Source organism: Glutamicibacter sp. MOO4 (assembly GCF_056934395.1).
Genome location: NZ_CM167800.1, coordinates 1912874 through 1938189, shown reverse-complemented (window position 1 = coordinate 1938189; position 25316 = coordinate 1912874). Strand labels below are relative to the sequence as shown.

Sequence of the window (25316 nt, the reverse complement as noted above, 5' to 3'; positions counted from 1 at the left end):
GAGAATACTACTGGTTGAATAATCAACTAGAATCACCGATCTCCGCAGGGATTCGCGCCAATCCAGGGTTTCGGTGCCGTTCCTAGAGATTCAGCCTGTCGCCACGTGTGTGTCTACCGCTGTTCAGCTGTTATTCAGGGCTACTTGTTAGCCTGAATTTGAGTCAGGGGAATGTTGGTATCTTCCTTGTTGCTCAATGGACTAACCGGTGGTCACGGGTGATCTCGGTTACTGGACATGGTGGGACAGCGGATTAATGCTAGACTGAAATCAATTGTTTTATGTGTGGCAAAATGGACTCAGTCCGGGTTGCGGGTAGGTTGCGCAACGAATGCCACACTTTCGCACGCCTAGGGACTTTTAGATTCTAGTTGAGCGGTAAAGCAAGCAGCTAGCTCCATGAACCAAGCACCGAAACTCTTCTAGGCAACAGTGCTTATGACGTGGTGCCGACAAACTTAGACAATGGAAGGACACGAAAGTGCCTACTATTCAGCAGCTGGTCCGTAAGGGCCGCTCGCCTAAGGTCGTCAAGACCAAGGCCCCTGCCCTAAAGGGCAACCCAATGCGCCGTGGCGTATGCACCCGTGTGTACACCACCACCCCGAAGAAGCCTAACTCGGCTCTGCGTAAGGTCGCACGTGTGCGCCTTGCCGGTGGTATCGAAGTTACCGCTTACATTCCTGGTGTCGGACACAACCTGCAGGAACACTCCATCGTGCTCGTTCGCGGTGGTCGTGTAAAGGACCTTCCAGGTGTTCGTTACAAGATTGTACGTGGTGCTCTGGATACCCAGGGTGTTAAGGATCGTAAGCAGGCTCGTTCCCGCTACGGTGCAAAGAAGGATGGTAAGTAATGCCTCGTAAGGGTCCGGCGCCAAAGCGCCCACTAGTTTCTGATCCAGTCTTCGAATCCCCATTGGTCACCCAGCTGATCAACAAGGTTCTCGTAGATGGCAAGAAGTCCACTGCAGAGCGCATTGTTTACGGTGCACTCGAAGGTGCCGCTGCAAAGTCCGGTACTGACGCTGTTACGACTCTCAAGAAGGCTATGGATAACATCCGCCCAGCCCTTGAGGTTCGTTCACGCCGCGTCGGTGGCGCGACCTACCAGGTTCCTGTTGAGGTTAAGCCAGGACGCGCAACCGCACTAGCTTTGCGCTGGTTGGTTGGCTACTCGAAGGCTCGCCGCGAGAAAACCATGATCGAACGTTTGATGAACGAGATCTTGGATGCATCGAACGGTCTGGGTGCCGCTGTGAAGCGTCGCGAAGACACTCACAAGATGGCCGAGTCTAACAAGGCCTTCGCACACTACCGCTGGTAAGAACTGTTCGGATGAGCTGGGCATCAACCGATGCCCAGCAACTCCGGCCTCACCTTTTAGGGAGACAACGTGGCACAGGACGTGCTTACTGACCTGAACAAGGTCCGCAATATCGGCATCATGGCCCACATCGATGCCGGTAAGACCACTACTACTGAGCGCATCCTTTTCTACACGGGTGTGAACCACAAGCTCGGTGAGACCCACGATGGTGCGTCGACCACCGACTGGATGGAGCAGGAAAAGGAACGCGGTATCACCATTACCTCCGCGGCCGTTACTTGCTTCTGGAACAAGAACCAGATCAACATCATCGACACCCCTGGCCACGTTGACTTCACCGTTGAGGTGGAGCGCTCGCTTCGCGTGCTCGATGGCGCCGTTGCCGTGTTCGATGGCAAGGAAGGCGTTGAGCCTCAGTCTGAGACCGTATGGCGTCAGGCTGACAAGTACAACGTTCCACGTATCTGCTTCGTGAACAAGATGGATAAGCTGGGTGCTGACTTCTACTTCACCGTAGACACCATCATCAAGCGTTTGGGTGCAAAGCCATTGGTTATGCAGCTTCCAATCGGTTCCGAGAACGATTTCACCGGCGTGGTCGACTTGATGACCATGAAGGCATTCGTTTGGGAAGGCGACGCCAAGGGCGACGTCACCATGGGTGCAGCTTACGAAACTCGCGAAATTCCTGCTGAACTGCAGGAAAAGGCTGAGGAATACCGCGCAAAGCTGGTAGAGGACGTCGCTGAGGGCTCGGATGAGCTCATGGAGAAGTTCCTTGAAGGCGAAGAGATCAGCATTGATGAGCTCAAGGCCGGCATTCGTAAGATGGTTATCAACTCGGAGATCTACCCGGTCTACTGTGGTTCGGCCTTCAAGAACCGCGGCGTGCAGCCAATGCTCGACGCTGTGATTGACTTCCTGCCAAACCCAATGGATGTTGGCGCAACCGTTGGTCACGATCCAAAGAACGAAGAAATCGAGCTCACTCGCGAGCCTTCTGAGGACGCACCGTTCTCGGCACTGGCTTTCAAGATTGCTGCTCACCCATTCTTCGGTCAGCTCAACTTCATCCGCGTTTACTCCGGTAAGGTCGAGGCCGGCGCACAGCTGCTGAACTCCACCAAGCAGAAGAAGGAACGCGTTGGCAAGCTCTTCCAGATGCACTCCAACAAGGAGAATCCGGTTGACGAGATCCACGCAGGTCACATCTACGCAGTGATCGGCCTGAAGGATACCACCACCGGTGATACCCTTTGTGATCCAGCAAACCCAATCGTTCTTGAGTCGATGAGCTTCCCAGCTCCAGTGATCTTCGTTGCTATCGAACCAAAGACCAAGGGTGACCAGGAAAAGCTGTCGACCGCTATTCAGAAGCTGTCTGCAGAAGATCCAACCTTCACCGTTTCGTTGAACGAAGACACCGGCCAGACCGAAATCGGCGGCATGGGCGAGCTTCACCTCGACATCTTGGTTGACCGCATGAAGCGCGAATTCCGCGTGGAAGCAAACGTTGGTAAGCCACAGGTTGCATACCGCGAAACCATCAAGAAGGCTGTGGAGAAGGTTGACTTCACCCACAAGAAGCAGACCGGTGGTTCGGGTCAGTTCGCAAAGGTCCAGGTCTCGTTCGAGCCTCTGGAAGTTGTTGACGGCGTAACCTACGAGTTCAAGAATGGCGTCACCGGCGGCCGTGTTCCTCGTGAATACATCCCATCCGTGGACCAGGGCATCCAGGAAGCAATGCAGTACGGCATCCTGGCTGGCTACCCACTGGTTGGTGTGAAGGCTACCCTCATCGATGGTGCATACCACGATGTTGACTCCTCGGAAATGGCGTTCAAGATCGCTGGTTCACAGGTATTCAAGGAAGGCGCACGCCGCGCTAACCCTGTATTGCTTGAACCACTGATGAGCGTTGAAGTTCGTACCCCGGAAGAGTACATGGGCGACGTTATCGGCGACCTCAACTCCCGCCGTGGTTCGATCACCGAGATGTCCGACGCTGCAGGCGTCAAGGTCATCAAGGCTGGCGTCCCACTGTCTGAAATGTTCGGTTACATTGGTGACCTGCGTTCCAAGACTCAGGGTCGTGCAGTTTACTCGATGACCTTCGACAGCTACTCTGAGGTCCCGAAGGCAGTTGCCGACGAGATCGTTCAGAAGTCCCGCGGCGAATAATTCGCTTCGGAACCAAACTTGGCCGTGACCCCCATGTGGGGAAGTGGCCGATCGCGGAGCCGGTTTCAACGCCATTGAGGCCGGCCCCGCAAACGGCCAACGAGGGATTTGCATCACATGCAGGGCCCGCAGAGGACCGAAATTTCCATAATTATCCACGCCCCCAGTAGACTAATTGAAGTTCGTTTGCGAACCGCGCAGACGAAAAAAGTCTTCTGTAAATGTTTCTAGGAGGAACTTGTGGCAAAGGCAAAGTTCGAGCGCAACAAGCCGCACGTCAACATTGGTACCATCGGTCACGTTGACCACGGTAAGACCACTCTGACGGCAGCTATCTCCAAGGTTCTGGCTGACAAGTACCCAGACCTGAACGAAAAGCGCGACTTCGCTAACATCGACTCGGCTCCAGAAGAGCGCCAGCGCGGTATTACTATCAATATCTCGCACATCGAGTACCAGACCGAGAAGCGTCACTACGCACACGTTGACGCTCCAGGCCACGCTGACTATGTCAAGAACATGATCACCGGTGCTGCTCAGATGGACGGCGCAATCCTCGTGGTTGCTGCTACCGATGGTCCAATGGCTCAGACCCGCGAGCACGTTCTGCTGGCCCGCCAGGTTGGTGTTCCAACCTTGATGGTTGCACTGAACAAGTCGGACATGGTTGATGACGAAGAGCTTCTCGAGCTCGTGGAGATGGAAGTTCGCGAACTTCTTTCCTCCCAGGGCTTCGATGGCGACGACGCACCAGTTGTTCGCGTTTCCGGCCTGAAGGCTCTGGAAGGCGACGAGAAGTGGGTTGCAGCTGTTGAGGAACTGATGGACGCTGTTGACAGCTACATCCCAGATCCAGTACGTGACCGTGACAAGCCATTCTTGATGCCTATCGAGGACGTCTTCACCATCACCGGTCGCGGTACCGTAGTAACCGGTCGCGCCGAGCGTGGCACCCTTGCTCTCAACTCGGAAGTTGAGATCGTTGGTATCCGCCCAGTGCAGAAGACCACCGTTACCGGTATCGAGATGTTCCACAAGCAGCTTGACGAAGCATGGGCTGGCGAGAACTGTGGCCTTCTGCTTCGCGGTCTGAAGCGCGACGATGTTGAGCGTGGCCAGGTTATCGTAGCTCCAGGCTCGATCACCCCACACACCAACTTCGATGCAAACGTCTACATCCTGTCGAAGGACGAAGGCGGACGTCACAACCCGTTCTACTCGAACTACCGTCCGCAGTTCTACTTCCGCACCACCGACGTAACCGGCGTTATCACTCTTCCAGAGGGTACCGAAATGGTTATGCCTGGCGACAACACCGAAATGTCGGTTGAGCTGATTCAGCCAATCGCTATGGAGGAAGGCCTCGGCTTCGCTATTCGTGAAGGCGGCCGCACCGTTGGTTCGGGCAAGGTCACCGCAATCACCAAGTAGTCTCTACTTGATGATTTAGATCCTCGGATCTGAGAAATCCCCCAGCACTGTTACGGTGCTGGGGGATTTTTGTGTCCCCAAGATTTTGCGCTAGCGATTATTTCAATAAGCTGGTGTAATTGGTGAGCATAATGGATCATCACTAGGGGAGTGGCGATAATGGTCGGTTCAACGTTGTTCGCGATTTTGCTGATCGTTCTAGCCTTCGTTTTTGGGCAAAAGCGTGGACGCAGTAAAGCCGAAGAAGACAACGTCGGCTCCGCCCAACTGCGCGAAGCCTGGCAACAAGGCTATGAAGCGGCCCAAGAATTTCTGCGCAACTCAACTCTTGCTGATCAAGGGCAGGCGCCGCCAGGTACTGCCGTGGCCCCGCTGTATGGATCAACTCCGCAGCTATCCCCACCAACCAATACTTCCTATGCGCAGCCAGTAGCTCCTGGGGTAGGCCAGCCGTATCTGACACGGCAACCCATCGGGCCAAGACCACAAGAAAACATAACCACCGGCCCCATTGTTGTAGCCAAACCGGTCAAGGTACTAACCAAGCGTGAGCGCGAACTGCGCAATATCAATATCACCTTGTATGTAGCCGCCCTGATGATCGTTGCCGCTGGCGCACTATTCCTCAGCTTCGCCTTGCCCCCAGTACTCAAGCTGGTTGGTCTTTTCTTACTGGCTGCAGTGTTCTACGTTGGTGGACTGCTCACTCACGCATTCAAATCTTCATTGAAGCCGGCAGGCGCTGCCTTTGCCGGTACCGGCATGGCGCTGCTGCCACTGGGTGGCATCGCTACCTACAACACCCTCGATGTGCCCGGCCCAGTGATCTGGTTTGTCTTCTCTGCAATCTCGACACTGGCGGTTGGCTACGCAACGATTAGATTCAAGTCTCGGGTCTTGGCATGGGTAGCCGTACTCATTCTGGTCAGCACCTCCATGGCTGGAGCTGCGATGTTGCAGCGCGGAATGCTTTATTACCTACTGTTCCTCTTGGCGCTGTCGGTGGTCCTGCTCTTGTTGGCTGTCTTCAGTGACCGCGTGCGTAACTCTGCGTTCTACACGGCTCTTTCGAGCACAGCCCAACTACTGCCTGCGCTGGTAGGACTGTTGGCACTGGTGCTGCTGCCGGAACTTTCGAGCAGAGACTACCTATGGATCTTCTTCTTGCTCACCGGACAGCTACTGCTCAGCGTTAAACTGCTCAGCCAATTCCGGCTGTATCGGTTGTATGCTGCCCGGCTGAGCTTCATGCTCATGCTGGTCGCTGCCTGCGACTATGCAGGATTTACCGGTTCGGTCGCGGCTATCACTGTAGCTGTAGCACTAGCCTTTCAAGGTGTGCTGGTACTTCGTTATGCAGCTTCCTACGCGCAACGGCTGGGCATCAGCGCGACCCACGTGCGTTATGAACGTGGAGCACTATGGGCACTGGCACTCATCGCCGCCGCACTGTCCTACTTCCTCACTGGTACTGAAGGAACTACAGGCTGGATCAGTTACGTCGCCATCCCACTGTTGATGACTGCCACAATCTTTGGCGTGATGAAACGTTCGAGGGTTGAAACCCTCGCGTTGCCGGGATTTGCGCTGATACCTATCCTCGATCTCGCGGAGCATTTCTGGCGTCCGTTGCCAAGCCTGGCCCTGGGCATTCTCGCGCTCTCGGTGATACGCAGCAGTTCCCACCATGGCTGGAATGTGCTGCGGAGCTACGCTCGCTGGGTGCTGCTGCTTAGTTTGGGTGGTGCACTGGGCGGAACGTTGTGGGAAACCACTGGCAAGCGTTCGGATCTAGCTCTCATGTTGTCGGTGGGTGTTGGACTTACGCTCGTTGCGTTGGGCTACTGGGTTCTGGCCACATTCGCCACAAGGCGTGGCGAGCCTAGCGTCAAGGACGATTCGCACCGGTTGATCCGTCTGGGCGGTTCGGCACTGGTGGTGGCAATGACCTTGGTTGCCTGGCGTATAACCGGAGTATCACATGAGGCGCAGGCGCAACTTGTTGGTATCTCTTCTGTGAGCTGGTTTACCACTATTTTGCTGCTGACCGCCGTGGTCACCGCAGTATCCGGCTGGTGGCTTGCGGGCAAGACTGCCCAGCAGACGCGTCTCAACGATTCGATTCGAGGTGCGGCAAGCCTGATGCTGTTGCTGACCTACTCACTCAGCTTCAACCGAGCGAACTGGTACCTAGCCCTGGTGGTCGGAACCATTGGGCTTCTCTTCTTCCTGCTCAGCTTGCGCCAAGAGCAACGCCAGTCATGGAAAATTCGCAACGCTACCTTCTCCCAGGTGCTCTTTAGCACCATGGTTTGGTGGTTCGTTGACGTTCACCAGTTTGATATCCACGGACGCTACGCGCTGCTACTGCTCTCGCTAGTTGTTCCGCAGTTGCTACGCCTGGTACGCAACGCACTGAAGACGAAGGTTCTGTCTCAAGAACTTCAATGGATTGCCACCGGTTTACTCATCCTTGAACCGGTCAGCCTGTTTGTCTACATGTATGGTGTGCCGGACCCGGATCGAGGCGCGCTGCTACTTGCTGCACTACTTTGGGCCGTACACGGGGCAACCGCCTATTGGGCCCAACATCAGCTAGCAGTTGCTCGGCAGCTCTATATATTGCCAACCATCTTGGGTGTAACCCTCTTGCTCTGTATTCCAGCATTGGCTTTGGGACAGAACACCGGTTGGATCCGCTCATCGTGGTGGACCAAGGATGTTGCCAGTGTGCTCTTGCTGATACTTGTCCTAGTGGCTGCTTTGGCCGAATGGCGTCTGCGCACCAAGAAGAACTTCTCTATAGCTGCCGGTGTGGGGATCTTCGTTCCAGCAATGACAGTTGCGCTGTGGCAGTCGGGCACGTGGTTCGAAGTACTGGCCTTGTTGCTGGTGGCTGTGGTGTTGGTGCTGTTCGTTGTGACTCGTCTCAGTGCTTGGTACGCGATTGCTGCAGGTGTGACCATCACGTACCTCGGTATTCGTGCGGTGAAGCTGTTGCGCGATCGTTCAGGTGCCAACGCTTTAGAAGCCATGGATCGTGTTTGGGTTTTGCTAGCTGCCGCGCTGGTCTTCTACCTATTGGCTACCGCGCATGGACGGTGGGCTCAGCCCGTACCTGCCTATCCTGAAGCAAACTACCGTAGTGACAACGCGGTGGGTGGGGCATCGCGGTTGTACTTCGCGCAGATGATGGTGGCTGGATTTGGTGCCGGACTCATTGCGCATAGTAAAACCGACGGCGCTTTCAGCGTTATTGGGGGAGCGGCCCTCATTCTTGCGGTGGCAACAGCTACCTACATTTTTGAACTACCCGAGAAGTTCCGCCCCTATATGCCGGACGCACTCTTTGTGCTCGCGGCCCTGCTGGGCCTGAGTAGCTACGCATTCCTAGAGTCTGTGCCGCAGGCCAGCACCGTGTGCCTCTACCTGTGCGCCATCGCCGTGGTCTTGGTGATCTGGCGGAATCTGCGCGTGGACCGCCAGCTTGAACGCATCTATCTGATTTCTGCAGCGACAGCCGCCAGCCTCAGCTTGATCTTCTCCTTGATGGACGCCAATCCTGTGGTACAGATCTTGGCCTTGATCTTCTTCGCTGCCCTAGTAGCCTGGAGCCTGAAACAAGGGGATAAGTTGTTGATCTGGTGGGGCGCCATCGCCATGACGGTTGCGGTGCTGTGGTTCCTGCGCGAGCTGGCCTTCCTCTGGTTAGTCATCATTGGCTTGGGCCTGATTGTTGCTGCGGTCTTCAAATTGGTGAAGGTTGATAAGGCCAATAATCCGTCAATGCCGGAGCCAACTGCGCCGCCGCAACAACCAGCAGGTGCGGCTCCGACACAGACAGGGTTGCCATGGATGCGAGTTGCGCAAGAAGACGATGTGCGGCAAGATCCAACTGTCAAAGATCCCGAAGAGTAAAAGTGCAGTGTCTAATGCAGTCTCTTAGGCGCGGTGAGGTCAAGATCACGGGGCTAAAAGGCTACAAAAGATTTGCGCGATCGTTGCCGACCTGTCAGACTAGATAAGTTGCTTGATTGCAACCCGATCCTCTTTGTTGGGGTAATCGGATCTGGTTTGAACAACCGGGATTGGCTCTCACACAGGATAATGCCTGTGGTTCGGGATCAATACAACTGCTTCAAACTATAAGGCCCTCGATAAAGTGAGAACTTTGCGGTTTTGTCGTGACTGAAAATTTCACGACACGCCCGAGTTCGGGGGTCGGAGCCACCTGCGGGTGAGGAACCCGGATTTATTCGGATTCAGTCGCAGCGTAAGGCGTGCCGGTTCGCAAGAACCCGTATATAGGCACAGAAATTTTAGATAGTGCTAACAGAAAGAGGCATGACGCCATGGCGGGACAGAAAATCCGCATCCGGCTGAAGTCGTATGACCACGAGGTCATTGACGTTTCAGCCCGGAAGATCGTTGAGACGGTCACGCGCGCAGGCGCAACCGTAGTCGGCCCAGTGCCGCTGCCAACGGAGAAGAACGTGTACTGCGTTATCCGTTCGCCACACAAGTACAAGGACAGCCGTGAGCACTTCGAAATGCGCACGCACAAGCGTCTGATCGACATCGTTGATCCGACCCCGAAGGCTGTTGATTCGCTGATGCGTCTCGACCTGCCAGCGGATGTCAACATCGAAATCAAGCTTTAAGGGGAGGTGGCGAGAAAACTATGACCGCAACCCGTAATTTCAAGGGCCTGTTGGGCACGAAGCTCGGCATGACCCAGGTTTGGGATTCGAACAACAACCTGATTCCTGTCACCGTCGTGCAGGCTGATAGCAACGTTGTCACCAAGCTCATCAACGCTGAGCGCGATGGCTACACCGCAGTTCAGATCGGCTACGGCCAGATCGATCCTCGCAAGGTCACCAAGCCACTGGCTGGTCACTTCGAGGCTGCAGGCGTAACCCCACGTCGTCACCTGGTAGAACTGCGCACCGCAGACGCTGCCGAGTACACCGCTGGTCAGGAACTTTCCGTAGAGCTCTTCGAAGCCGGCCAGAAGGTCGACGTCGTAGGTACCTCTAAGGGTAAGGGCTTCGCCGGCGTTATGAAGCGCCACAACTTCCATGGTGTTGGCGCATCGCACGGTGCTCACAAGAACCACCGTAAGCCAGGTTCCATCGGCGGCGCATCGACCCCAGGTCGCGTTTTCCGTGGACAGAAGATGGCTGGTCGTATGGGTGCTGAGCGTGTTACCACTCAGAACCTGACCATTCACGCTATCGACGCTGAGAAGAACCTCCTGCTGATCAAGGGTGCCGTTCCAGGCGCCCGCGGCCGCGTCGTTCTCGTACGCAACGCCGTGAAGGGAGCATAAGTAAATGACTAAGGCACTTAACGTCGAACTGCCTGCAGAGATCTTCGACGTACAGACCAACGTCCCGCTGCTGCACCAGGTTGTCGTTGCACAGCTTGCTGCTGCCCGCCAGGGTACCCACAAGACCAAGGACCGCTCCGAGGTTTCGGGTGCAGGTCGCAAGCCGTTCAAGCAGAAGGGTACCGGCCGCGCCCGTCAGGGTTCGATCCGTGCTCCACACATGACCGGCGGTGGCATTGTCCACGGTCCAACCCCACGTGATTACTCGCAGCGTACCCCGAAGAAGATGAAGGCTGCTGCACTGCGCGGCGCTTTGTCTGATCGCGCACGCTTCGATCGCGTTCACGTGATTGAGAACTTGGTTGCAGGGGAAACCCCATCGACCAAGGATGCTCTGGCTACCTTGCGTTCACTCACCGAGCGCAAGAACCTGCTTGTCGTCATCGATCGTGCCAACGATGTTGCAGCCCTTTCGGTTCGCAACCTCGACGCTGTGCATGTTCTGTACGTCGACCAGCTGAACACCTACGATGTTCTGGTTTCGGATGACGTAGTCTTCACCAAGGCTGCCTTCGATGCCCTGGTCCAGAAGGAGGAAGCCAAGTGAGCGCGTTCTCAAAGGCTCCACACGACGTGGTCATCGCACCAGTCGTTTCGGAAAAGAGCTACGGTCTGATCGATCAAGGTCAGTACACCTTCGAGGTGGCACCTAGCTCAAATAAGACGGAAATCAAGTACGCCGTTGAAGCTATCTTCAACGTCAAAGTTGATTCTGTAAACACCATCAACCGAGTCGGTAAGCGCAAGCGCACCCGCTTCGGGTGGGGTGCACGCAAGAGTACTAAGCGTGCCATCATCACCCTGAAGGAAGGCTCGATTGACATCTTCGGCGGTCCGCTTTCCTAAGCGGAGACCACTTTAACGAGGAATTAAAATAAATGGGAATTCGTAAGTACAAGCCGACTACCCCGGGCCTTCGCGGCTCGTCGGTAGCCGACTTCGCAGAAATCACCCGATCGACTCCGGAAAAGTCGCTGGTTCGTCCACTCACCAAGACTGGCGGCCGTAACAACTCCGGTAAGATCACCACCCGACACAAGGGTGGCGGACACAAGCGCGCTTACCGTGTTATCGACTTCCGTCGTCACGATAAGGACGGCATTCCGGCAAAGGTCGCTCACATTGAGTACGACCCAAACCGTACTGCACGTATCGCACTGCTCCACTACGCAGATGGCGCCAAGCGCTACATCATTGCACCGAACAACCTCAAGCAGGGTGACCCAATTGAAGCCGGCGTAGAAGCCGACATCAAGCCAGGTAACAACCTGCCACTGCGTAACATCCCGGTTGGTACCGTGATTCACGCTGTGGAGCTTCGCCCAGGTGGCGGCGCTAAGATGGCTCGTTCCGCTGGTGCTTCGATTCAGCTGGTTGCCCGTGAGGGTCGCTTCGCTCAGCTGCGTTTGCCTTCAGGCGAAATCCGCAACGTTGATGTGCGCTGCCGCGCAACCATCGGCGAAGTTGGTAACGCTGAGCAGATCAACATCAACTGGGGTAAGGCCGGCCGTATGCGCTGGAAGGGCGTACGCCCAACCGTTCGTGGCGTTGTCATGAACCCAGTTGACCACCCACACGGTGGTGGTGAAGGTAAGACCTCCGGTGGTCGTCACCCGGTCAACCCTAACGGTAAGCGTGAAGGACGCACCCGTCGTCCGAATAAGGAAAGCGACAAGCTCATTGTGCGTCGTCGCAAGACCGGCAAGAACAAGCGATAGGAGCCTGGAAACATGCCACGCAGCCTGAAGAAAGGCCCCTTCGTCGATCAGCACCTGTTCCTAAAGGTCGTTGCTGAAAACGATAAGGGCACCAAGAACGTCATCAAGACGTGGTCCCGCCGTTCGATGATCATCCCGGACATGCTGGGACACACCATCGCCGTACATGACGGTCGCAAGCACATTCCTGTGTTCGTTACCGAATCTATGGTTGGTCACAAGCTCGGAGAGTTTGCTCCAACCCGTACGTTCCGTGGCCACGTGAAGGACGACAAGAAGGGCAAGCGCCGCTAGGCCCCGCAAGGGATCTAGTATCGCTTAGCACTTCTTCGATAGACGAGAGAAGGATAGCAATGGAAGCCAAGGCAATTGCGCGTCACATCCGCGTAACGCCTATGAAGGCCCGGCGCGTCGTCAACCTTGTTCGTGGTCTACAGACCAACGAAGCACTGGCCATCTTGAAGTTTGCCCCACAGGCAGCTTCGGAGCCGGTATACAAGGTTGTCGCATCGGCAGTGGCTAACGCCCGTGCCGCCGCGGACCGCGCAGGTGAAGCATTCAATGAGGACGAGCTGATTATCAGCGAAGCGTTTGTTGACGAAGGTCCGACCATGAAGCGGTTCCAGCCGCGTGCTCAGGGTCGCGCATTCCAGATCAAGAAGCGCACCAGCCACGTGACTGTGGTTGTTTCAACCCAGAAGGGTGGGGAGAACTAAATGGGACAGAAGGTAAATCCGAACGGTTTCCGTCTCGGCATCACCACTGACCACATCTCGCACTGGTTCGCTGATTCCAGCAAGCCAGGCCAGCGTTACGCGGATTACGTAAAAGAAGACGTACAGATCCGTGCACTGCTGTCCAAGGGAATGGATCGTGCAGGCATCGCCCGCGTCGAAATCGAACGTACCCGTGACCGTGTGCGTGTGGATATCCACACCGCTCGTCCAGGTATCGTCATCGGTCGTCGTGGCGCCGAAGCAGACCGCATTCGCGGAGAGCTCGAAAAGCTTTCCAACAAGCAGGTTCAGCTGAACATCCTCGAGGTCAAGAACCCTGACATGGAAGCCCAGTTGGTCGCCCAGGGCATCGCCGAGCAGCTTGCTTCACGTGTGGCTTTCCGCCGTGCGATGAAGAAGGCAATGCAGTCGGCAATGCGCGCTGGTGCCAAGGGTATCCGCGTTCAGTGCTCCGGTCGACTTGGCGGCGCAGAAATGTCCCGCAAGGAGTTCTACCGCGAAGGTCGTGTGCCGCTGCACACCCTGCGTGCGAACATCGACTTCGGCAAGTTCGAAGCCAAGACCACCTTCGGCCGTATCGGCGTGAAGGTTTGGATCTACAAGGGTGACGTAACCGCCAAGGAACTGGCTGCACAGCAGGCTGCTGCTGCTCCAGCTCGCGGTGGTCGCGGTAGCGGAAACGATCGTCCACGTGGCGGCGAACGCCGTCGTCGTAACGATCGTAAGGGCGCTGCAGCTCCGGCTGCGGAAGGAGGAGAGGCTTAAATGCTTATCCCACGTCGAGTCAAGTTCCGTAAGCAGCACCACCCAAAGCGTTCGGGTGCTGCCAAGGGCGGTACCACCGTATCGTTCGGTGAGTACGGCATCCAGGCGTTGACCCCGGCTTACGTGACTAACCGTCAGATCGAAGCCGCTCGTATCGCCATGACCCGTTACATCAAGCGTGGCGGCAAGGTGTGGATTAACATCTACCCTGACCGTCCCTTGACCAAGAAGCCTGCTGAAACCCGTATGGGTTCCGGTAAGGGTTCACCTGAGTGGTGGGTCGCCAACGTCAAGCCAGGACGAGTCATGTTTGAACTCGGTGGCGTCAGTGAAGAGGTAGCTAAAGAGGCATTGCGTCTTGCAATCCACAAGCTACCAATGAAGGCACGCATCGTGCGTCGTGAAGGTGGTGAATAGGGATGTCTCTCGGTTCTAAAGACCTTAGCATTGAGTCCCTGGACGGCTTCGATTCTGCTCGTTTGAACGAGGAATTGAAGAAGGCCAAGGCAGAACTGTTCAACCTGCGTTTCCAGTCGGCTACCGGCCAGCTAGAGAGCAACGCGAACCTGAAGGCTATCAAGCGCGATATCGCCCGCATTTACACTGTGCTGCGCGAGCGCGAGCTGGGCATTCGTCAGGATGTCGTCGTTCCGGTTGAAGAAACCAAGAAGGAATCCAAGTAATGAGCGAGAAGGAGAACGGTGTGGATAACGCTACCGAGCGTAACGACCGCAAGACCCTCCGTGGTTACGTGGTTTCCGACAAGATGCAGAAGACCATCGTCGTTGACGTTGAGGACCGTGTAAAGCACGCCCTTTACGGCAAGGTTATGCGTCGCAACAAGAACGTAAAGGCTCATGACGAGAACAACGAAGCCGGCATCGGCGACTTGGTTGTAATCGCTGAGACCCGCCCGCTGTCTGCTGACAAGCGTTGGCGTCTCGTTGAGATCGTAGAGAAGGCTAAGTAAGCTTTCGACTCGATTTCACGGATCTCGTGATTGAAGAATGCCCCGAACACTTCGAAAGAAGAGTTCGGGGCATTTCTGCGTCTAAGGAGCAACGGACTTTTAAGAAAAGATGAACAAACTGAGATCCATTCATTTGGTATGGCACCAAGTTTCGGTCCGTTCGCTGATTGGTAGTGACAGGAAATGGATCCTACCGGAATACGATATCCAGGGTAATTGCCTGCGACTACGGGCATGGCACACTGATTCAACAGGGCGAATGAATGACACGTTGGAGCGCGACTGCGACGTAATTTAGTACTTTGCCCTTCGAAAGCTAATCTCGGATCATGAAGGATTCAATCGGCATTGTTGAAGTTGCAGGCGACTGGCTGACGGCGGCCCTCGAATCGCCGGATGGCCCAGTCGTATTAACCAGCCCTTATGTTACTCAGGAAGTATGCGATCGAATTGTAGAGGCATCGGCTAAACACACGAGACCAACCCGGGTCATTACGACTTTGGATCCACGTGCAGTTGCGGACGGGTATTTAGCCGTAAATGGGCTGAAAGACTTGATAAATGCCGGTATCGAAGTGCGTCATACAGAACGCCTACATGCTAAATGCTTCATTGTGGGTAGTCGCGGTTTGCTGGGATCTGGAAACCTTACGGGAGCTGGACTTGGTTTGTCGATGAAACGAAATCGGGAGCTGGCAGTTGAGCTCAGCATTGGTCAAGCAGACGAAGCACGACGAGCAATTGAGCAGTGGCCTTCCGTCTCGGTTTCAAAAGAAGCACTGACCAAGCTCCTTGAATCAGCATCCAAGATTGCCAAGACGACGGAAAAGAATACATGGTTTGATGCAACGACAGCATTGCTGATAGTCGAAGAACTGCTGTCCGATGCACGCGAGCAATCCCGTACGCTGTGGCTAAAACTAGAGTACGGAGAGCCCAAGCTCGGTGGATGGCTGCAGGAGAGCTGGATCGCTAGTCCCAAGAAGGGCAAGCCTAGCTTTCGTCCAGGCGACCTGGTTCTTATCTGCGCAAAAGAAACGAAGGACTGCTATGCGGTCGTAGAAATCTCTTCTAGTCCCGAGCTCAAGCCGGATGACTATGTTAAAGCGCTGGCCGGGCACGCCCCTGAGGCTATTGAAAGATGGCCATGGATCAACCGGACTATACCGCGGTTAGTACCGGAAGAGCTGCTGCCTCTCAAATTTCGTGAGCTTGGCGTAAACGGACAAGGACTGCAAAATGGCCACGTAAGACTTCAGCTCGACCAGTTCGCGTTCGGTGTTCGGACTTTATCCAGACTTGTCACCCCAGAGTAGTTGAACGGGGCCTCTCGTCTTCGCTAAAGGGCCGTGTGAAGCACGCCCTTTACGGCAAGGTTATGCGTCGCAACAAGAACGTAAAGGCTCACGACGAGAACAACGAAGCCGGCATCGGCGACTTGGTTGTAATCGCTGAGACCCGCCCGCTGTCTGCTGACAAGCGCTGGCGTCTCGTTGAGATCGTAGAGAAGGCTAAATAAGCTTTCGACTCGATTTCACGGATCTCGTGATTGAAGAATGCCCCGAACACTTCGAAAGAAGAGTTCGGGGCATTTCTGCGTCTAAGGAGCGGTGGACCTTTCCAAGGTACTTCCGCCATCGGCACCCGGTTGCCACAACGAACTCCCAATTCAGCACGTTAGTGCCGATTCGAATGGTTAGGTCTTCATGGGGATTCTTGGCGTTGTATCGTTCGTTGGTTAGTCGCTCAGAAATCTTTAGCTGCTTCGATAATCGCTAGGGGAGTAGCCGAGTACTTTCCGGAAGTCTGTCGACATGTGAGCCTGGTCGGTTTAGCCGAGGTCTACGGCTAATGTGGCAAGCGAGGCTTGCGGATGCTCGCGTAAATGCAAGGCGGCTTCTTGCAACCGGTAGCGCCGAATGACGGACAACGGAGAAAGCCCTAAGTATTTTAGGGACAGGCGTTGCAGGCTACGTACAGTCAGGTTTAGATCTGTAGCGACTTGATCAACACGTAGCGCGGTACGGTCCGCCGAAACGTAATCCAAGAATTTGTTGGCTAGCGTTCCTGATTCATTGATCGGTGGCAAGCATCGTTCGAGCCACACAGACAAATGATGAGCACAACGTTCATTCAACTGGTCGTCGCCACGTAGTTGTCGCTCTTTCAACAAGGCCTGATGAAGATCATGAGCGTTTATCGGTAGCTCTTGATCTAGTAGCTGTTGTGGTGAGCAATTGGTCAGAGAAGCAACATAAGGAGCAGCTGCAGGGCGGAGCAAGGCGGCTACCGCCCAGCCTGAACCCCGCAGGTCCTTATGGGATGCGCCGTTGCTTGGACCTGAGACAGTCACTCCCTCAGGCTGCACGACAACATTCATCAGCGGGAAAGGTAAGAGCTGTTGACGAGAACTTCTGCCGGCAGCAAGCTGCCAGCGAGAAATCCAGAACCAGCTAACGTACTGCTGCATATGTTCGGGAGGTAGGATGCGTTCGAATTCTGGGAGCCGTGCAGGATATAGAACACCTCGACCATCATGAATATCAGCCATGCAAGCGCTCCTCAAATCCGTCGCAAATTTACAAGCCCCAGCATTGCACACGTACGTAGTCTTGAGACATGAAAAATCACAACGAATTGGTGCATGGTGTCACCGGAACGCACACCACCGCTGGCGTTCCGCACGGAGTAACTTCACTGACTCCATTTCTCGCCGTTGCCAATGCGCGGAAGGCACTGGAGTTCTACAAAGATGTTTTCGGAGCGCGGATCATCGATGCCACAAGCATGGGCGGTGTTGTCGTGCATGCTGAAATAGATTTTGGCCAGGGACACCTACAGATTGGTGAGCCCAATCCGGCATACGGTCTGGTGCCACCGCCGGAGGCTCCGAACGCCTCCTACTCCTTGGGTCTGTACTGCGAAGAAGTGGATGCCGTGCTGGCTAGAGCGATTGAAGCGGGAGCTACGGTGAGGGAACCGGTGACTAATTTTGTTTCCGGCGACAGATTCGCTTCCATCATCGATCCATTCGGTGTGCGGTGGTCGATCATGAGCCGGGTTGAAGATCTGAGCGAAGAGGAAAGCGCGCAACGCGTGGCGGAATGGGCTGCTCAGCAGTCGGGTAGCGCTTCGTCGTAAACGCTTTCGCGTTGGTGGTCAACTAAGCTGAGCACATGTCAAAATATCGCCCACATCCACGTTGGCCGTGGAAGTGGGCGATATTGCTGATGACCTGTTTCAGCACTGGAGCCCTGCCGTACGTTCCGTGGCTTGCCGGCGGTTGGTTACCCCGACTTCAAGCATTCCAACCATGGACGTTACTTGCAGTGGCGGTCATCGTCTTGTTCACGCTCATGAGGCGGCGTTGGCTAGTTGCTTCGCTCACTGTGGTGCTGTTGGTGATGGGGATGGCTCCCAATGTAGTTTGGCCTAGCGATCAGGCAACGCTGGAGGGCGCTAGTGCCGATGTCACCGTGTTCTCTTTCAATGCGCTCAAAGCCGGTGCGGACGCAAAGCAACTCGCAACGAGTATCCAGCAGGTAGATCCTGATGTCGTGGTGCTTGTTGAAACGAGTGAAGCGCTGCACGACCGGCTGCGCGCGGAAGGCGCTTTAGGCTCGTTGAAATACCGCAGCGCACCGGTACCCACAGGAGGCGAACGGGATACCGTGATCTTTTCGCGGTATCCGCTAAAGGACCTCGGCGGTAGTCTGGGCCCGGGGGTCACCGGCTGGTATGGGATGCCCGTTGTGGAAGTCGAATTACCGGGTAGGACTCTCACCGTAGTGGGCGTTCACGTATATCCGCCTTTGGGCAGCGCGAAGCGGTGGGCCCAAGGCTTGTCCGCGTTACAACATTGGATAGGCGAGGAAGGCAACAAGCCGTTGATCCTAGCAGGGGACTTCAACTCGGCGAGGAGCCATCCGCAGTTTCGGAAACTGGCTTCGATTATGGACGACGAGTCAACGTTGTTTCCGCTGTCAACCTGGCCGGCTAATAGAAACGTGCCACCACTGCTGGGCATAGACCATGTTCTGTCGAGAGGATTCATTCCATTGGAACAAGAGACACTGCAGATTCATGGCTCGGATCATCTGGCGATCAAGGCTACGTTTGGCCTCATAGGCAGGTAGCGCCCTGTGCTTCATTTGAGCGGCATCGTCTATAGCAAATATTTTCTGAAAATCATTCAGGAAGCCATGGGCAGTCAGAAGAATTACCTGCAGTGTTGGTGTTAGTCGACCACATCAGAAAATTTGGCCGCGGTCATGAACGTTGATATGCCGGGGGAGTACGTGGTGTCTGATGTGACGAACGACGCCTATTTTCCGCATACCACACCATTTCGGTTTTGTGCCACTCTGCGCTAGACTTGTAAACCTGTGCGCAGTGTGTTCGGGGACTATCCACCTTCGGCACGATGCAGTGCGGTCTAAATCAGTTTAGATGCACAAGTACAGCCTCGGTATTTTACGCCTCGGCCCTGCCGCCAATTGAGATCAGCATTCGGTGCGCTCGCGACGGTGGGGGTAAGCGATACGTGCCGTGGAGACCATATCCGTTCCGCAAGGCTCGATTTATAAGAGAACCAGCGAGACGACAGGAGTAAGAAGTGATTCAGCAGGAGTCGCGACTTAAGGTTGCCGACAACACCGGTGCTAAGGAAATCCTTACCATCCGTGTTCTTGGTGGCTCGAAGCGTCGCTACGCAAGCATTGGCGACACTATTGTCGCTACCGTCAAGGATGCAATTCCTGGCGGCAACGTAAAGAAGGGCGACGTCGTCAAGGCAGTCGTCGTTCGCACTAAGAAGGAAATCCGTCGTGCAGACGGTTCTTACATCAAGTTCGACGAGAACGCAGCTGTGATCTTGAAGAACGAAGGTGAACCACGCGGTACCCGTATTTTCGGCCCAGTGGGTCGTGAACTTCGTGACAAGAAGTTCATGAAGATCGTTTCGCTGGCTCCGGAGGTGCTGTAACCATGGGCGCAAAGATCAAAAAGGGTGACCTGGTTCAGATCATCTCAGGCAAGGATCGTGGCTTGCAGGGCAAAGTCCTGAAGGTCATCACCGATACCAACCGCGTACTTGTTGAAGGCGTTAACCGCGTCACCAAGCACACCAAGGCAGGTCAGACCGAATCAGGTTCGACCACCGGCGGCATCACGGTTGTTGAGGCACCAGTGCACGTTTCTAACGTTGCAGTGGTTGACCCAGAAACCAAGAAGCCAACCCGCGTCGGTTTCCGCGAGGAAACCGTAGAAAAGAACGGCGTGTCCAAGACTGTACGCGTCCGTTTCGCCAAGGCTTCCGGAAAGGATCTGTAATGACTGAAGCAGCCACCAAGATCCAGCCACGTCTGAAGGCTAAGTACAACGCAGAGATCCGCCCTGCTTTGCAGGAGCAGTTCAACTACGTCAACACCATGCAGGTCCCAGGCCTGACCAAGGTTGTAGTGAACATGGGTGTCGGCGAAGCTGCCAAGGACTCGAAGCTCATTGAAGGTGCCGTCAAGGACCTGACCGCAATTACCGGTCAGAAGCCAGTGGTAACCAAGGCTCGCAAGTCCATCGCACAGTTCAAGCTGCGCGAAGGCATGCCAATTGGTACGCACACCACCCTGCGTAACGATCGCATGTGGGAATTCATTGATCGCTTGATCACCCTGGCACTGCCTCGTATCCGCGACTTCCGCGGTTTGAGCGACCGTCAGTTCGATGGCAATGGTAACTACACTTTCGGTCTGACCGAACAGTCGATGTTCCATGAAATCGATCAGGACAAGATCGATCGCGTGCGCGGTATGGACATCACTGTGGTGACCACCGCCAAGACTGATGACGAAGGCCGTGCCTTGCTAAAGGCTCTGGGCTTCCCATTCAAGACCAACAACTAATCTCACTACGTTACAGGTCCGCTAAGGAAACCGTAACGAGGAAGGGCTGAAGCCCACATGTCTATGACAGATCCAGTCGCAGATATGCTGACTCGTCTGCGTAACGCTAACTCGGCATACCACGACACTGTGTCGATGCCGTCGAGCAAGCTAAAAGTACGCATTGCTAACATCCTCAAGGAACAGGGCTACATTGCTTCGTTCGAGGAAGTTGCTGCAGAAGTCGGCAAGACTCTGACCATCACCTTGAAGTACGGCCCATCGCGTGAGCGTTCAATCGCTGGCGTACGTCGTATCTCCAAGCCAGGTCTTCGCGTATACGCAAAGTCCACCAACTTGCCTCACGTGCTCGGTGGTCTTGGTATCGCAATCCTGTCCACCTCCTCCGGTCTGCTTACTGACCGTCAGGCTGCAAAGAAGGGCGTGGGTGGGGAAGTCCTCGCCTACGTCTGGTAACGGAAAGGGAGAAACATACAATGTCACGTATTGGACGTCTTCCGATCACCGTTCCTGCAAACGTTGAGCTAAATGTCGATGGCCAGCAGGTCGCCGTCAAGGGCCCGAAGGGTGAACTTTCGATCACCGTCAAGGCTCCTATCACCGTTGCCAAGGACGAGAACACTGTTACCGTCAACCGCCCCAACGACGGCCGCGAGGCTCGTTCGTTGCACGGTCTGACTCGCACCCTGATCAACAACATGATCATCGGTGTCACCGAGGGTTACGAGAAGAAGCTCGAAATCCACGGAACCGGTTACCGCGTACTGGCCAAGGGCGCTGACCTGGAGCTTGCTCTGGGTTACTCGCACCCAGTAAAGGTTGCAGCCGTTGAGGGTGTCACCTACTCGGTAGAGGGCAACAACAAAATCACCGTCGCTGGTATTGATAAGCAGCACGTCGGTGAAGTTGCCGCCAACATCCGCAAGCTGCGTAAGACCGAGCCTTACAAGGGCAAGGGTATTCGTTACGCTGGCGAGATCATCCGCCGCAAGGTCGGAAAGGCTGGTAAGTAATTATGGCTATCGGAATCAAGGGCAAGAGCAAGTCCGCTCAGCGCGGTCGTCGTCACCAGCGTGTGCGCAAGCACATCGTTGGTACCACTGCTCGTCCACGCTTGGTTATCAACCGCTCGGCTCGTCACATGTTCGTTCAGATCGTGGACGACTCGCAGGGTCTGACCCTGGCCAGCGCTTCGACCATGGAAGCAGATCTTCGCAACAGCGATGCTGACAAGTCCGCAAAGTCCAAGCGCGTTGGTGAGCTGGTTGCAGAGCGCGCCAAGGCTGCTGGCATCGAAGCAGTTGTCTTCGACCGCGGTGGCAACAAGTACCACGGTCGCGTGGCTGCTGTTGCTGACGGCGCACGTGAAGGTGGGCTGGCACTGTGAGCGAAGCAACTAACAAGAAGGAAACTCAGGTGTCTGAAGCTACTGAAGCAGTCGAGACTGCATCGGCTCCCGCTACCGAGAACGCTGGATCCCGTCGTGGCGAAGGCCGCGGTCGTGGTGAAGGTCGTGGACGTGGCGAAGGCCGCGGCCGTGGCCGTGACCAGAAGGACAGCCGCAACGAAGACAAGGACAAGTTCCTTGAGCGCGTTGTAGCTATCAACCGCGTATCCAAGGTCGTCAAGGGTGGTCGTCGCTTTAGCTTCACCGCACTTGTCGTTGTTGGTGACGGTAACGGTATGGTCGGCGTTGGCTACGGTAAGGCCAAGGAAGTTCCTGCAGCTATCGCTAAGGGCGTTGAAGTGGCTAAGAAGTCATTCTTCCGCGTTCCACGCGTTGGCACCACCATTCCACACCTGGTCAAGGGTGAGGCCGCCGCTGGCGTTGTCTTGCTTCGTCCAGCTGCTCCTGGTACCGGTGTTATCGCCGGTGGTCCAGTGCGCGCCGTGTTGGAATGCGCAGGCATCCATGACGTTCTGTCGAAGTCGATGGGTTCAAGCAACCAGATCAACATCGTTCAGGGAACCATTGCTGCACTGAAGGCTCTTGAAGAGCCTGCAGCTGTTGCAGCTCGCCGCGGTCTTCCGCTGGACGAAGTTGCACCAGCAGCAATGCTGCGTCACATCCAGTCCCAGAAGGCAGGTGCTTAATCAATGGCTAAGAACATTGTTGTAAGCGACGCCAACCTGGAAATCACCCAGATCAAGTCCATCATCGGTGGTAGCCAGTCCCAGCGCGACGTTGTTCGCTCGTTGGGCCTGAAGCGCATCGGACACACCGTTGTCCGCTCCGCTGACCCTGTGACTGTTGGTATGGTCAACAAGGTCCCACACCTGTTGAAGGTTGAGGAGGCGAAGTAGAGATGGCTGAAGAAAAAGCACTAAAGATTCACCACCTGCGCCCAGCTGAGGGTGCAAAGACTGCCAAGACCCGCGTTGGTCGCGGTGAAGGTTCAAAGGGTAAGACCGCTGGTCGCGGTACCAAGGGTACCAAGGCTCGTTACCAGGTGAAGGCAGGATTCGCAGGTGGACAGCTTCCACTGCACATGCGTCTGCCTAAGCTGCGTGGCTTCAAGAACCCATTCCGCGTTGAGTTCCAGGTTGTAAACCTGGACAAGATCTCGGAATTGTTCCCAGAAGGCGGCGAAGTTACCGTAGAGGCACTTGTTGCCAAGGGCGCTGTTCGCAAGAACCAGCCTGTAAAGGTCCTGGGCACTGGCGATATCACGGTTAAGGTTGACGTGAAGGTTGACGCCTTCTCGACTTCCGCTTCCGAGAAGATCGCTGCTGCTGGCGGCTCGGCAGAAACCCTCTAAATCAGGGTTAGCCTTTGAGTGGTCCCGGTTCACGTTGAGTAATCAACGTGAACCGGGACCATTCTGCTATCGGCGAGAAAGTTTCAAAGATAACTATTAATGCTTGCCTGATCTGGTCTTTAACATTTCTATCAATTCACAGTTGCGACTCAATCGTGTGGCGTATTTGGCAGGATAGTACTGTTCACGGCTAGAATCGTTAGGTCATAGGAAGTATCTCTTCCTAGGCTCAAGCACTTACTTCAGGAGGACGCTTGTTCAGCGCCATAGCCCGAGTTTTTCGGACGCCTGATCTGCGCAACAAGTTGCTGTTCACGCTTGGGATCATCGCGATCTATCGTGTCGGTGTATTCATTCCCTCTCCGGGAATCGATTACAGCAACGTTCAGCAGTGTCTGGCAATGGGTGAAACCACCGGTGGACTTTATTCGTTCGTGAACCTGTTCAGTGGCGGCGCCCTGTTGCAGGTCTCCATTTTTGCAATGGGAATCATGCCGTACATTACGGCGTCCATCATTACCCAGTTGCTGCGTGTGGTGATCCCGCACTTCGAAACCTTGCATAAGGAAGGCCAAGCCGGGCAAGCCAAGCTAACGCAGTACACGCGTTACCTCACCATCGCCCTCGCCTTGTTGCAGGGAACCACTCTGGTGACCCTTGCCCGTACCGGTAGCCTGTTCCCAAGCTGCTCACTACCGCTGGTTCCAGATGACTCACTGATCGTGATTCTTCTGATGATCATGACCCTCACTGCAGGCACCAGCCTGATCATGTGGATGGGTGAATTGATCACCGAACGCGGTATCGGTAACGGCATGTCCATCCTGATCTTCATCTCTATTGCTTCGGGCTTCCCATCCTCGATGGGTTCGATCCTTCAGGCACAGGGCGTGATGGCATTTATTGGTGTGCTGCTTGTTGGTTTGCTCATCGTGGCCCTTGTGGTCTTCGTGGAGCAGTCCCAGCGTCGCATCCCGGTTCAGTACGCTAAACGCACCGTAGGCCGACGCACCGTGGGTGGCACCTCCACCTACATCCCGCTGAAGCTGAACATGGCCAACGTGATCCCAGTGATCTTTGCCAGCTCCATCTTGGCTCTGCCACAGATGCTGGTGCAGTTCAACCAGAACGATGACGGAACCTTGCCAGGCTGGGCAATGTGGCTGCAAGAGCACTCCTCAACCTCGTCACCTTGGTACATGCTGGTCTACACGCTGATGATCATCGGCTTTGCCTACTTCTACGTTGCGATTACCTTCAACCCGGTTGAGGTCTCCGACAACATGAAGCAGTACGGCGGATTCATCCCAGGCATTCGCGCCGGTAAGCCTACCGCCGAATACCTGCAGTACGTGATTTCTCGAATTACCTTGCCGGGCGCGCTGTACCTCGCGTTCGTCGCGTTGATCCCACTGATCGCCTTCGTGCTGTTCAACGCAGATCAGAGCTTCCCATTTGGCGGAACATCGATCCTCATTATGGTTGGTGTGGGATTGGAAACCGTCAAACAAATCAATGCTCAAATGCAGCAACGAAACTATGAAGGGCTACTGCGATGAGTCGACTGCTAATTATTGGACCTCCAGGTGCCGGCAAAGGTACCCAGGCGGTAAAGATCTCCGAGCGTTTGGATATTGTTGCCATCTCCACCGGCGACATCTTCCGTGCCAACGTCAAGGGCGGCACCCCGCTAGGGATCGAAGCCAGTAAGTACATTGACAACGGTGACTTTGTACCTGATTCGGTAACCAACAATATGGTTGACGATCGCCTGAACCAAGAGGACGTAGCCAAGGGCTTCCTGCTCGACGGTTACCCACGCACCAGCGCACAGGTCGACGCACTGGACGCCATGTTGGCAGCCAAGGGCATCGCACTGGACGCTGTACTGCAGCTAACTGCCGATGATGATGAACTGGTAGCTCGTCTGCTCAAGCGTGCAGAAATCGAAGGCCGCGCAGATGACACCGAAGAAGTCATCCGCCACCGACTGAGCCTGTACAACGAAGAGACCCGCGTTGTTGTAGATCGCTATGAAGAGCGCGGCATCGTGCGCAAGGTCGATGGCCTCGGTGCGATCGAAGAAGTTACCGAGCGTGTACTGGCAGCGTTGAACGTCAACGCCTAAGGCAGC

General features: G+C 55.3%; 31 protein-coding genes and 1 pseudogene. 31 read left to right on the top strand and 1 reads right to left on the bottom strand.

Translation table 11 applies throughout. The annotated features are described in order from the left end of the window. Window positions 1-481: 481 nt before the first annotated feature. From rpsL to rpsQ (AC1Z3F_RS08955), 18 genes and pseudogenes are all read left to right on the top strand, one after another. Window positions 482-856 carry a 30S ribosomal protein S12 gene (gene rpsL / locus AC1Z3F_RS09040; RefSeq protein WP_047119685.1) on the top strand — a complete coding sequence of 125 codons (375 nt, stop codon included), beginning with the start codon at window positions 482-484 and terminating at the stop codon, window positions 854-856. Next, complete coding sequence (rpsG, locus tag AC1Z3F_RS09035) at window positions 856-1326, top strand: 30S ribosomal protein S7 (protein WP_096283700.1); 471 nt, start codon at window positions 856-858, stop codon at window positions 1324-1326. Before rpsL ends, rpsG begins: the two co-directional genes overlap by 1 nt. Window positions 1327-1395: 69 nt before the next feature. Beyond that, the gene (gene fusA, locus AC1Z3F_RS09030; protein ID WP_131088792.1) at window positions 1396-3510 is read left to right on the top strand and encodes an elongation factor G; all 2115 of its coding nucleotides are present in this window, start codon (window positions 1396-1398) and stop codon (window positions 3508-3510) included. A gap of 240 nt (window positions 3511-3750) precedes the next feature. Then, window positions 3751-4941 (top strand): elongation factor Tu, encoded by a 1191-nt coding sequence (gene tuf / locus AC1Z3F_RS09025; RefSeq protein ID WP_131088791.1) that lies wholly within the window; start codon window positions 3751-3753, stop codon window positions 4939-4941. Between the two features lie 159 nt (window positions 4942-5100). Beyond that, the gene (locus tag AC1Z3F_RS09020; RefSeq protein WP_483565579.1) at window positions 5101-8859 is read left to right on the top strand and encodes a hypothetical protein; all 3759 of its coding nucleotides are present in this window, start codon (window positions 5101-5103) and stop codon (window positions 8857-8859) included. Window positions 8860-9293: 434 nt separating this feature from the next. Further along, on the top strand, window positions 9294-9602 hold the full coding sequence (gene rpsJ, locus AC1Z3F_RS09015; protein WP_013349689.1) for a 30S ribosomal protein S10: 309 nt from the start codon (window positions 9294-9296) through the stop codon (window positions 9600-9602). Window positions 9603-9622: 20 nt separating this feature from the next. Next, window positions 9623-10273 (top strand): 50S ribosomal protein L3, encoded by a 651-nt coding sequence (gene rplC, locus AC1Z3F_RS09010; protein WP_131088789.1) that lies wholly within the window; start codon window positions 9623-9625, stop codon window positions 10271-10273. A 4-nt stretch (window positions 10274-10277) separates the two neighbouring features. Then, window positions 10278-10880, top strand: a complete 603-nt coding sequence (gene rplD, locus AC1Z3F_RS09005) for a 50S ribosomal protein L4 (RefSeq protein ID WP_131088788.1) — start codon at window positions 10278-10280, stop codon at window positions 10878-10880. Then, window positions 10877-11179 (top strand): 50S ribosomal protein L23, encoded by a 303-nt coding sequence (gene rplW / locus AC1Z3F_RS09000; protein ID WP_131088787.1) that lies wholly within the window; start codon window positions 10877-10879, stop codon window positions 11177-11179. The genes rplD and rplW overlap by 4 nt, the downstream gene beginning before the upstream one ends. A 32-nt stretch (window positions 11180-11211) precedes the next feature. Further along, window positions 11212-12051 carry a 50S ribosomal protein L2 gene (gene rplB, locus AC1Z3F_RS08995; protein ID WP_131088786.1) on the top strand — a complete coding sequence of 280 codons (840 nt, stop codon included), beginning with the start codon at window positions 11212-11214 and terminating at the stop codon, window positions 12049-12051. 12 nt (window positions 12052-12063) lie between these two features. Next, window positions 12064-12345 carry a 30S ribosomal protein S19 gene (gene rpsS, locus AC1Z3F_RS08990; protein WP_013349684.1) on the top strand — a complete coding sequence of 94 codons (282 nt, stop codon included), beginning with the start codon at window positions 12064-12066 and terminating at the stop codon, window positions 12343-12345. Window positions 12346-12404: 59 nt separating this feature from the next. Beyond that, complete coding sequence (gene rplV, locus AC1Z3F_RS08985) at window positions 12405-12767, top strand: 50S ribosomal protein L22 (protein ID WP_022874133.1); 363 nt, start codon at window positions 12405-12407, stop codon at window positions 12765-12767. Continuing rightward, window positions 12768-13553, top strand: coding sequence for a 30S ribosomal protein S3 (gene rpsC, locus AC1Z3F_RS08980; protein WP_131088785.1), 786 nt, complete (start codon window positions 12768-12770; stop codon window positions 13551-13553). Then, window positions 13554-13970, top strand: a complete 417-nt coding sequence (rplP, locus tag AC1Z3F_RS08975; RefSeq protein ID WP_131088784.1) for a 50S ribosomal protein L16 — start codon at window positions 13554-13556, stop codon at window positions 13968-13970. 2 nt (window positions 13971-13972) lie between these two features. Then, window positions 13973-14236, top strand: a complete 264-nt coding sequence (gene rpmC / locus AC1Z3F_RS08970) for a 50S ribosomal protein L29 (protein ID WP_131088783.1) — start codon at window positions 13973-13975, stop codon at window positions 14234-14236. Beyond that, entirely contained in the window at window positions 14236-14523 is a 288-nt protein-coding gene (gene rpsQ / locus AC1Z3F_RS08965) for a 30S ribosomal protein S17 (RefSeq protein WP_013349679.1), read from the top strand. Before rpmC ends, rpsQ (AC1Z3F_RS08965) begins: the two co-directional genes overlap by 1 nt. A gap of 329 nt (window positions 14524-14852) precedes the next feature. Next, entirely contained in the window at window positions 14853-15839 is a 987-nt protein-coding gene (locus AC1Z3F_RS08960; protein ID WP_483565578.1) for a phospholipase D-like domain-containing protein, read from the top strand. 29 nt (window positions 15840-15868) lie between these two features. Continuing rightward, window positions 15869-16042, top strand: a pseudogene (gene rpsQ, locus AC1Z3F_RS08955) (30S ribosomal protein S17); the annotation flags it as partial. 312 nt (window positions 16043-16354) lie between these two features. Here the strand turns inward: rpsQ (AC1Z3F_RS08955) and AC1Z3F_RS08950 are convergent. Beyond that, window positions 16355-17074 carry a helix-turn-helix domain-containing protein gene (locus AC1Z3F_RS08950; protein WP_207306467.1) on the bottom strand — a complete coding sequence of 240 codons (720 nt, stop codon included), beginning with the start codon at window positions 17072-17074 and terminating at the stop codon, window positions 16355-16357. A 68-nt stretch (window positions 17075-17142) separates the two neighbouring features. On the opposite strand from AC1Z3F_RS08950, the gene AC1Z3F_RS08945 reads away from it, so the two are divergent. The 13 genes from AC1Z3F_RS08945 (at window position 17143) to AC1Z3F_RS08885 (ending at window position 25310) form a co-directional block, all read left to right on the top strand. After that, a complete protein-coding gene (locus tag AC1Z3F_RS08945) occupies window positions 17143-17664 on the top strand; it encodes a VOC family protein (RefSeq protein WP_131088782.1) in 522 nt (173 codons plus the stop codon). Between the two features lie 188 nt (window positions 17665-17852). Further along, window positions 17853-18659, top strand: a complete 807-nt coding sequence (locus tag AC1Z3F_RS08940; protein ID WP_262199598.1) for an endonuclease/exonuclease/phosphatase family protein — start codon at window positions 17853-17855, stop codon at window positions 18657-18659. A 479-nt stretch (window positions 18660-19138) separates the two neighbouring features. Then, window positions 19139-19507, top strand: coding sequence for a 50S ribosomal protein L14 (rplN, locus tag AC1Z3F_RS08935; RefSeq protein ID WP_058254887.1), 369 nt, complete (start codon window positions 19139-19141; stop codon window positions 19505-19507). Window positions 19508-19509: 2 nt separating this feature from the next. Beyond that, window positions 19510-19854: a 50S ribosomal protein L24 gene (rplX, locus tag AC1Z3F_RS08930; RefSeq protein WP_131088780.1), complete on the top strand. Its 345-nt coding sequence runs from the start codon at window positions 19510-19512 to the stop codon at window positions 19852-19854. Next, the gene (rplE, locus tag AC1Z3F_RS08925; protein ID WP_131088779.1) at window positions 19854-20423 is read left to right on the top strand and encodes a 50S ribosomal protein L5; all 570 of its coding nucleotides are present in this window, start codon (window positions 19854-19856) and stop codon (window positions 20421-20423) included. The genes rplX and rplE overlap by 1 nt, the downstream gene beginning before the upstream one ends. Window positions 20424-20480: 57 nt before the next feature. Beyond that, window positions 20481-20879 (top strand): 30S ribosomal protein S8, encoded by a 399-nt coding sequence (rpsH, locus tag AC1Z3F_RS08920; RefSeq protein ID WP_013349671.1) that lies wholly within the window; start codon window positions 20481-20483, stop codon window positions 20877-20879. A gap of 20 nt (window positions 20880-20899) precedes the next feature. Next, on the top strand, window positions 20900-21436 hold the full coding sequence (gene rplF, locus AC1Z3F_RS08915) for a 50S ribosomal protein L6 (protein ID WP_131088778.1): 537 nt from the start codon (window positions 20900-20902) through the stop codon (window positions 21434-21436). A 2-nt stretch (window positions 21437-21438) separates the two neighbouring features. Further along, entirely contained in the window at window positions 21439-21810 is a 372-nt protein-coding gene (rplR, locus tag AC1Z3F_RS08910) for a 50S ribosomal protein L18 (RefSeq protein ID WP_131088777.1), read from the top strand. Between the two features lie 29 nt (window positions 21811-21839). Beyond that, entirely contained in the window at window positions 21840-22517 is a 678-nt protein-coding gene (gene rpsE / locus AC1Z3F_RS08905; protein WP_207306507.1) for a 30S ribosomal protein S5, read from the top strand. A gap of 3 nt (window positions 22518-22520) precedes the next feature. After that, the gene (rpmD, locus tag AC1Z3F_RS08900; RefSeq protein WP_131088775.1) at window positions 22521-22727 is read left to right on the top strand and encodes a 50S ribosomal protein L30; all 207 of its coding nucleotides are present in this window, start codon (window positions 22521-22523) and stop codon (window positions 22725-22727) included. 2 nt (window positions 22728-22729) lie between these two features. Further along, window positions 22730-23182: a 50S ribosomal protein L15 gene (gene rplO, locus AC1Z3F_RS08895; protein WP_131088774.1), complete on the top strand. Its 453-nt coding sequence runs from the start codon at window positions 22730-22732 to the stop codon at window positions 23180-23182. Between the two features lie 254 nt (window positions 23183-23436). After that, window positions 23437-24741, top strand: a complete 1305-nt coding sequence (gene secY / locus AC1Z3F_RS08890; protein ID WP_131088773.1) for a preprotein translocase subunit SecY — start codon at window positions 23437-23439, stop codon at window positions 24739-24741. After that, window positions 24738-25310 (top strand): adenylate kinase, encoded by a 573-nt coding sequence (locus tag AC1Z3F_RS08885; RefSeq protein WP_131088772.1) that lies wholly within the window; start codon window positions 24738-24740, stop codon window positions 25308-25310. Before secY ends, AC1Z3F_RS08885 begins: the two co-directional genes overlap by 4 nt. Window positions 25311-25316: the final 6 nt, after the last annotated feature.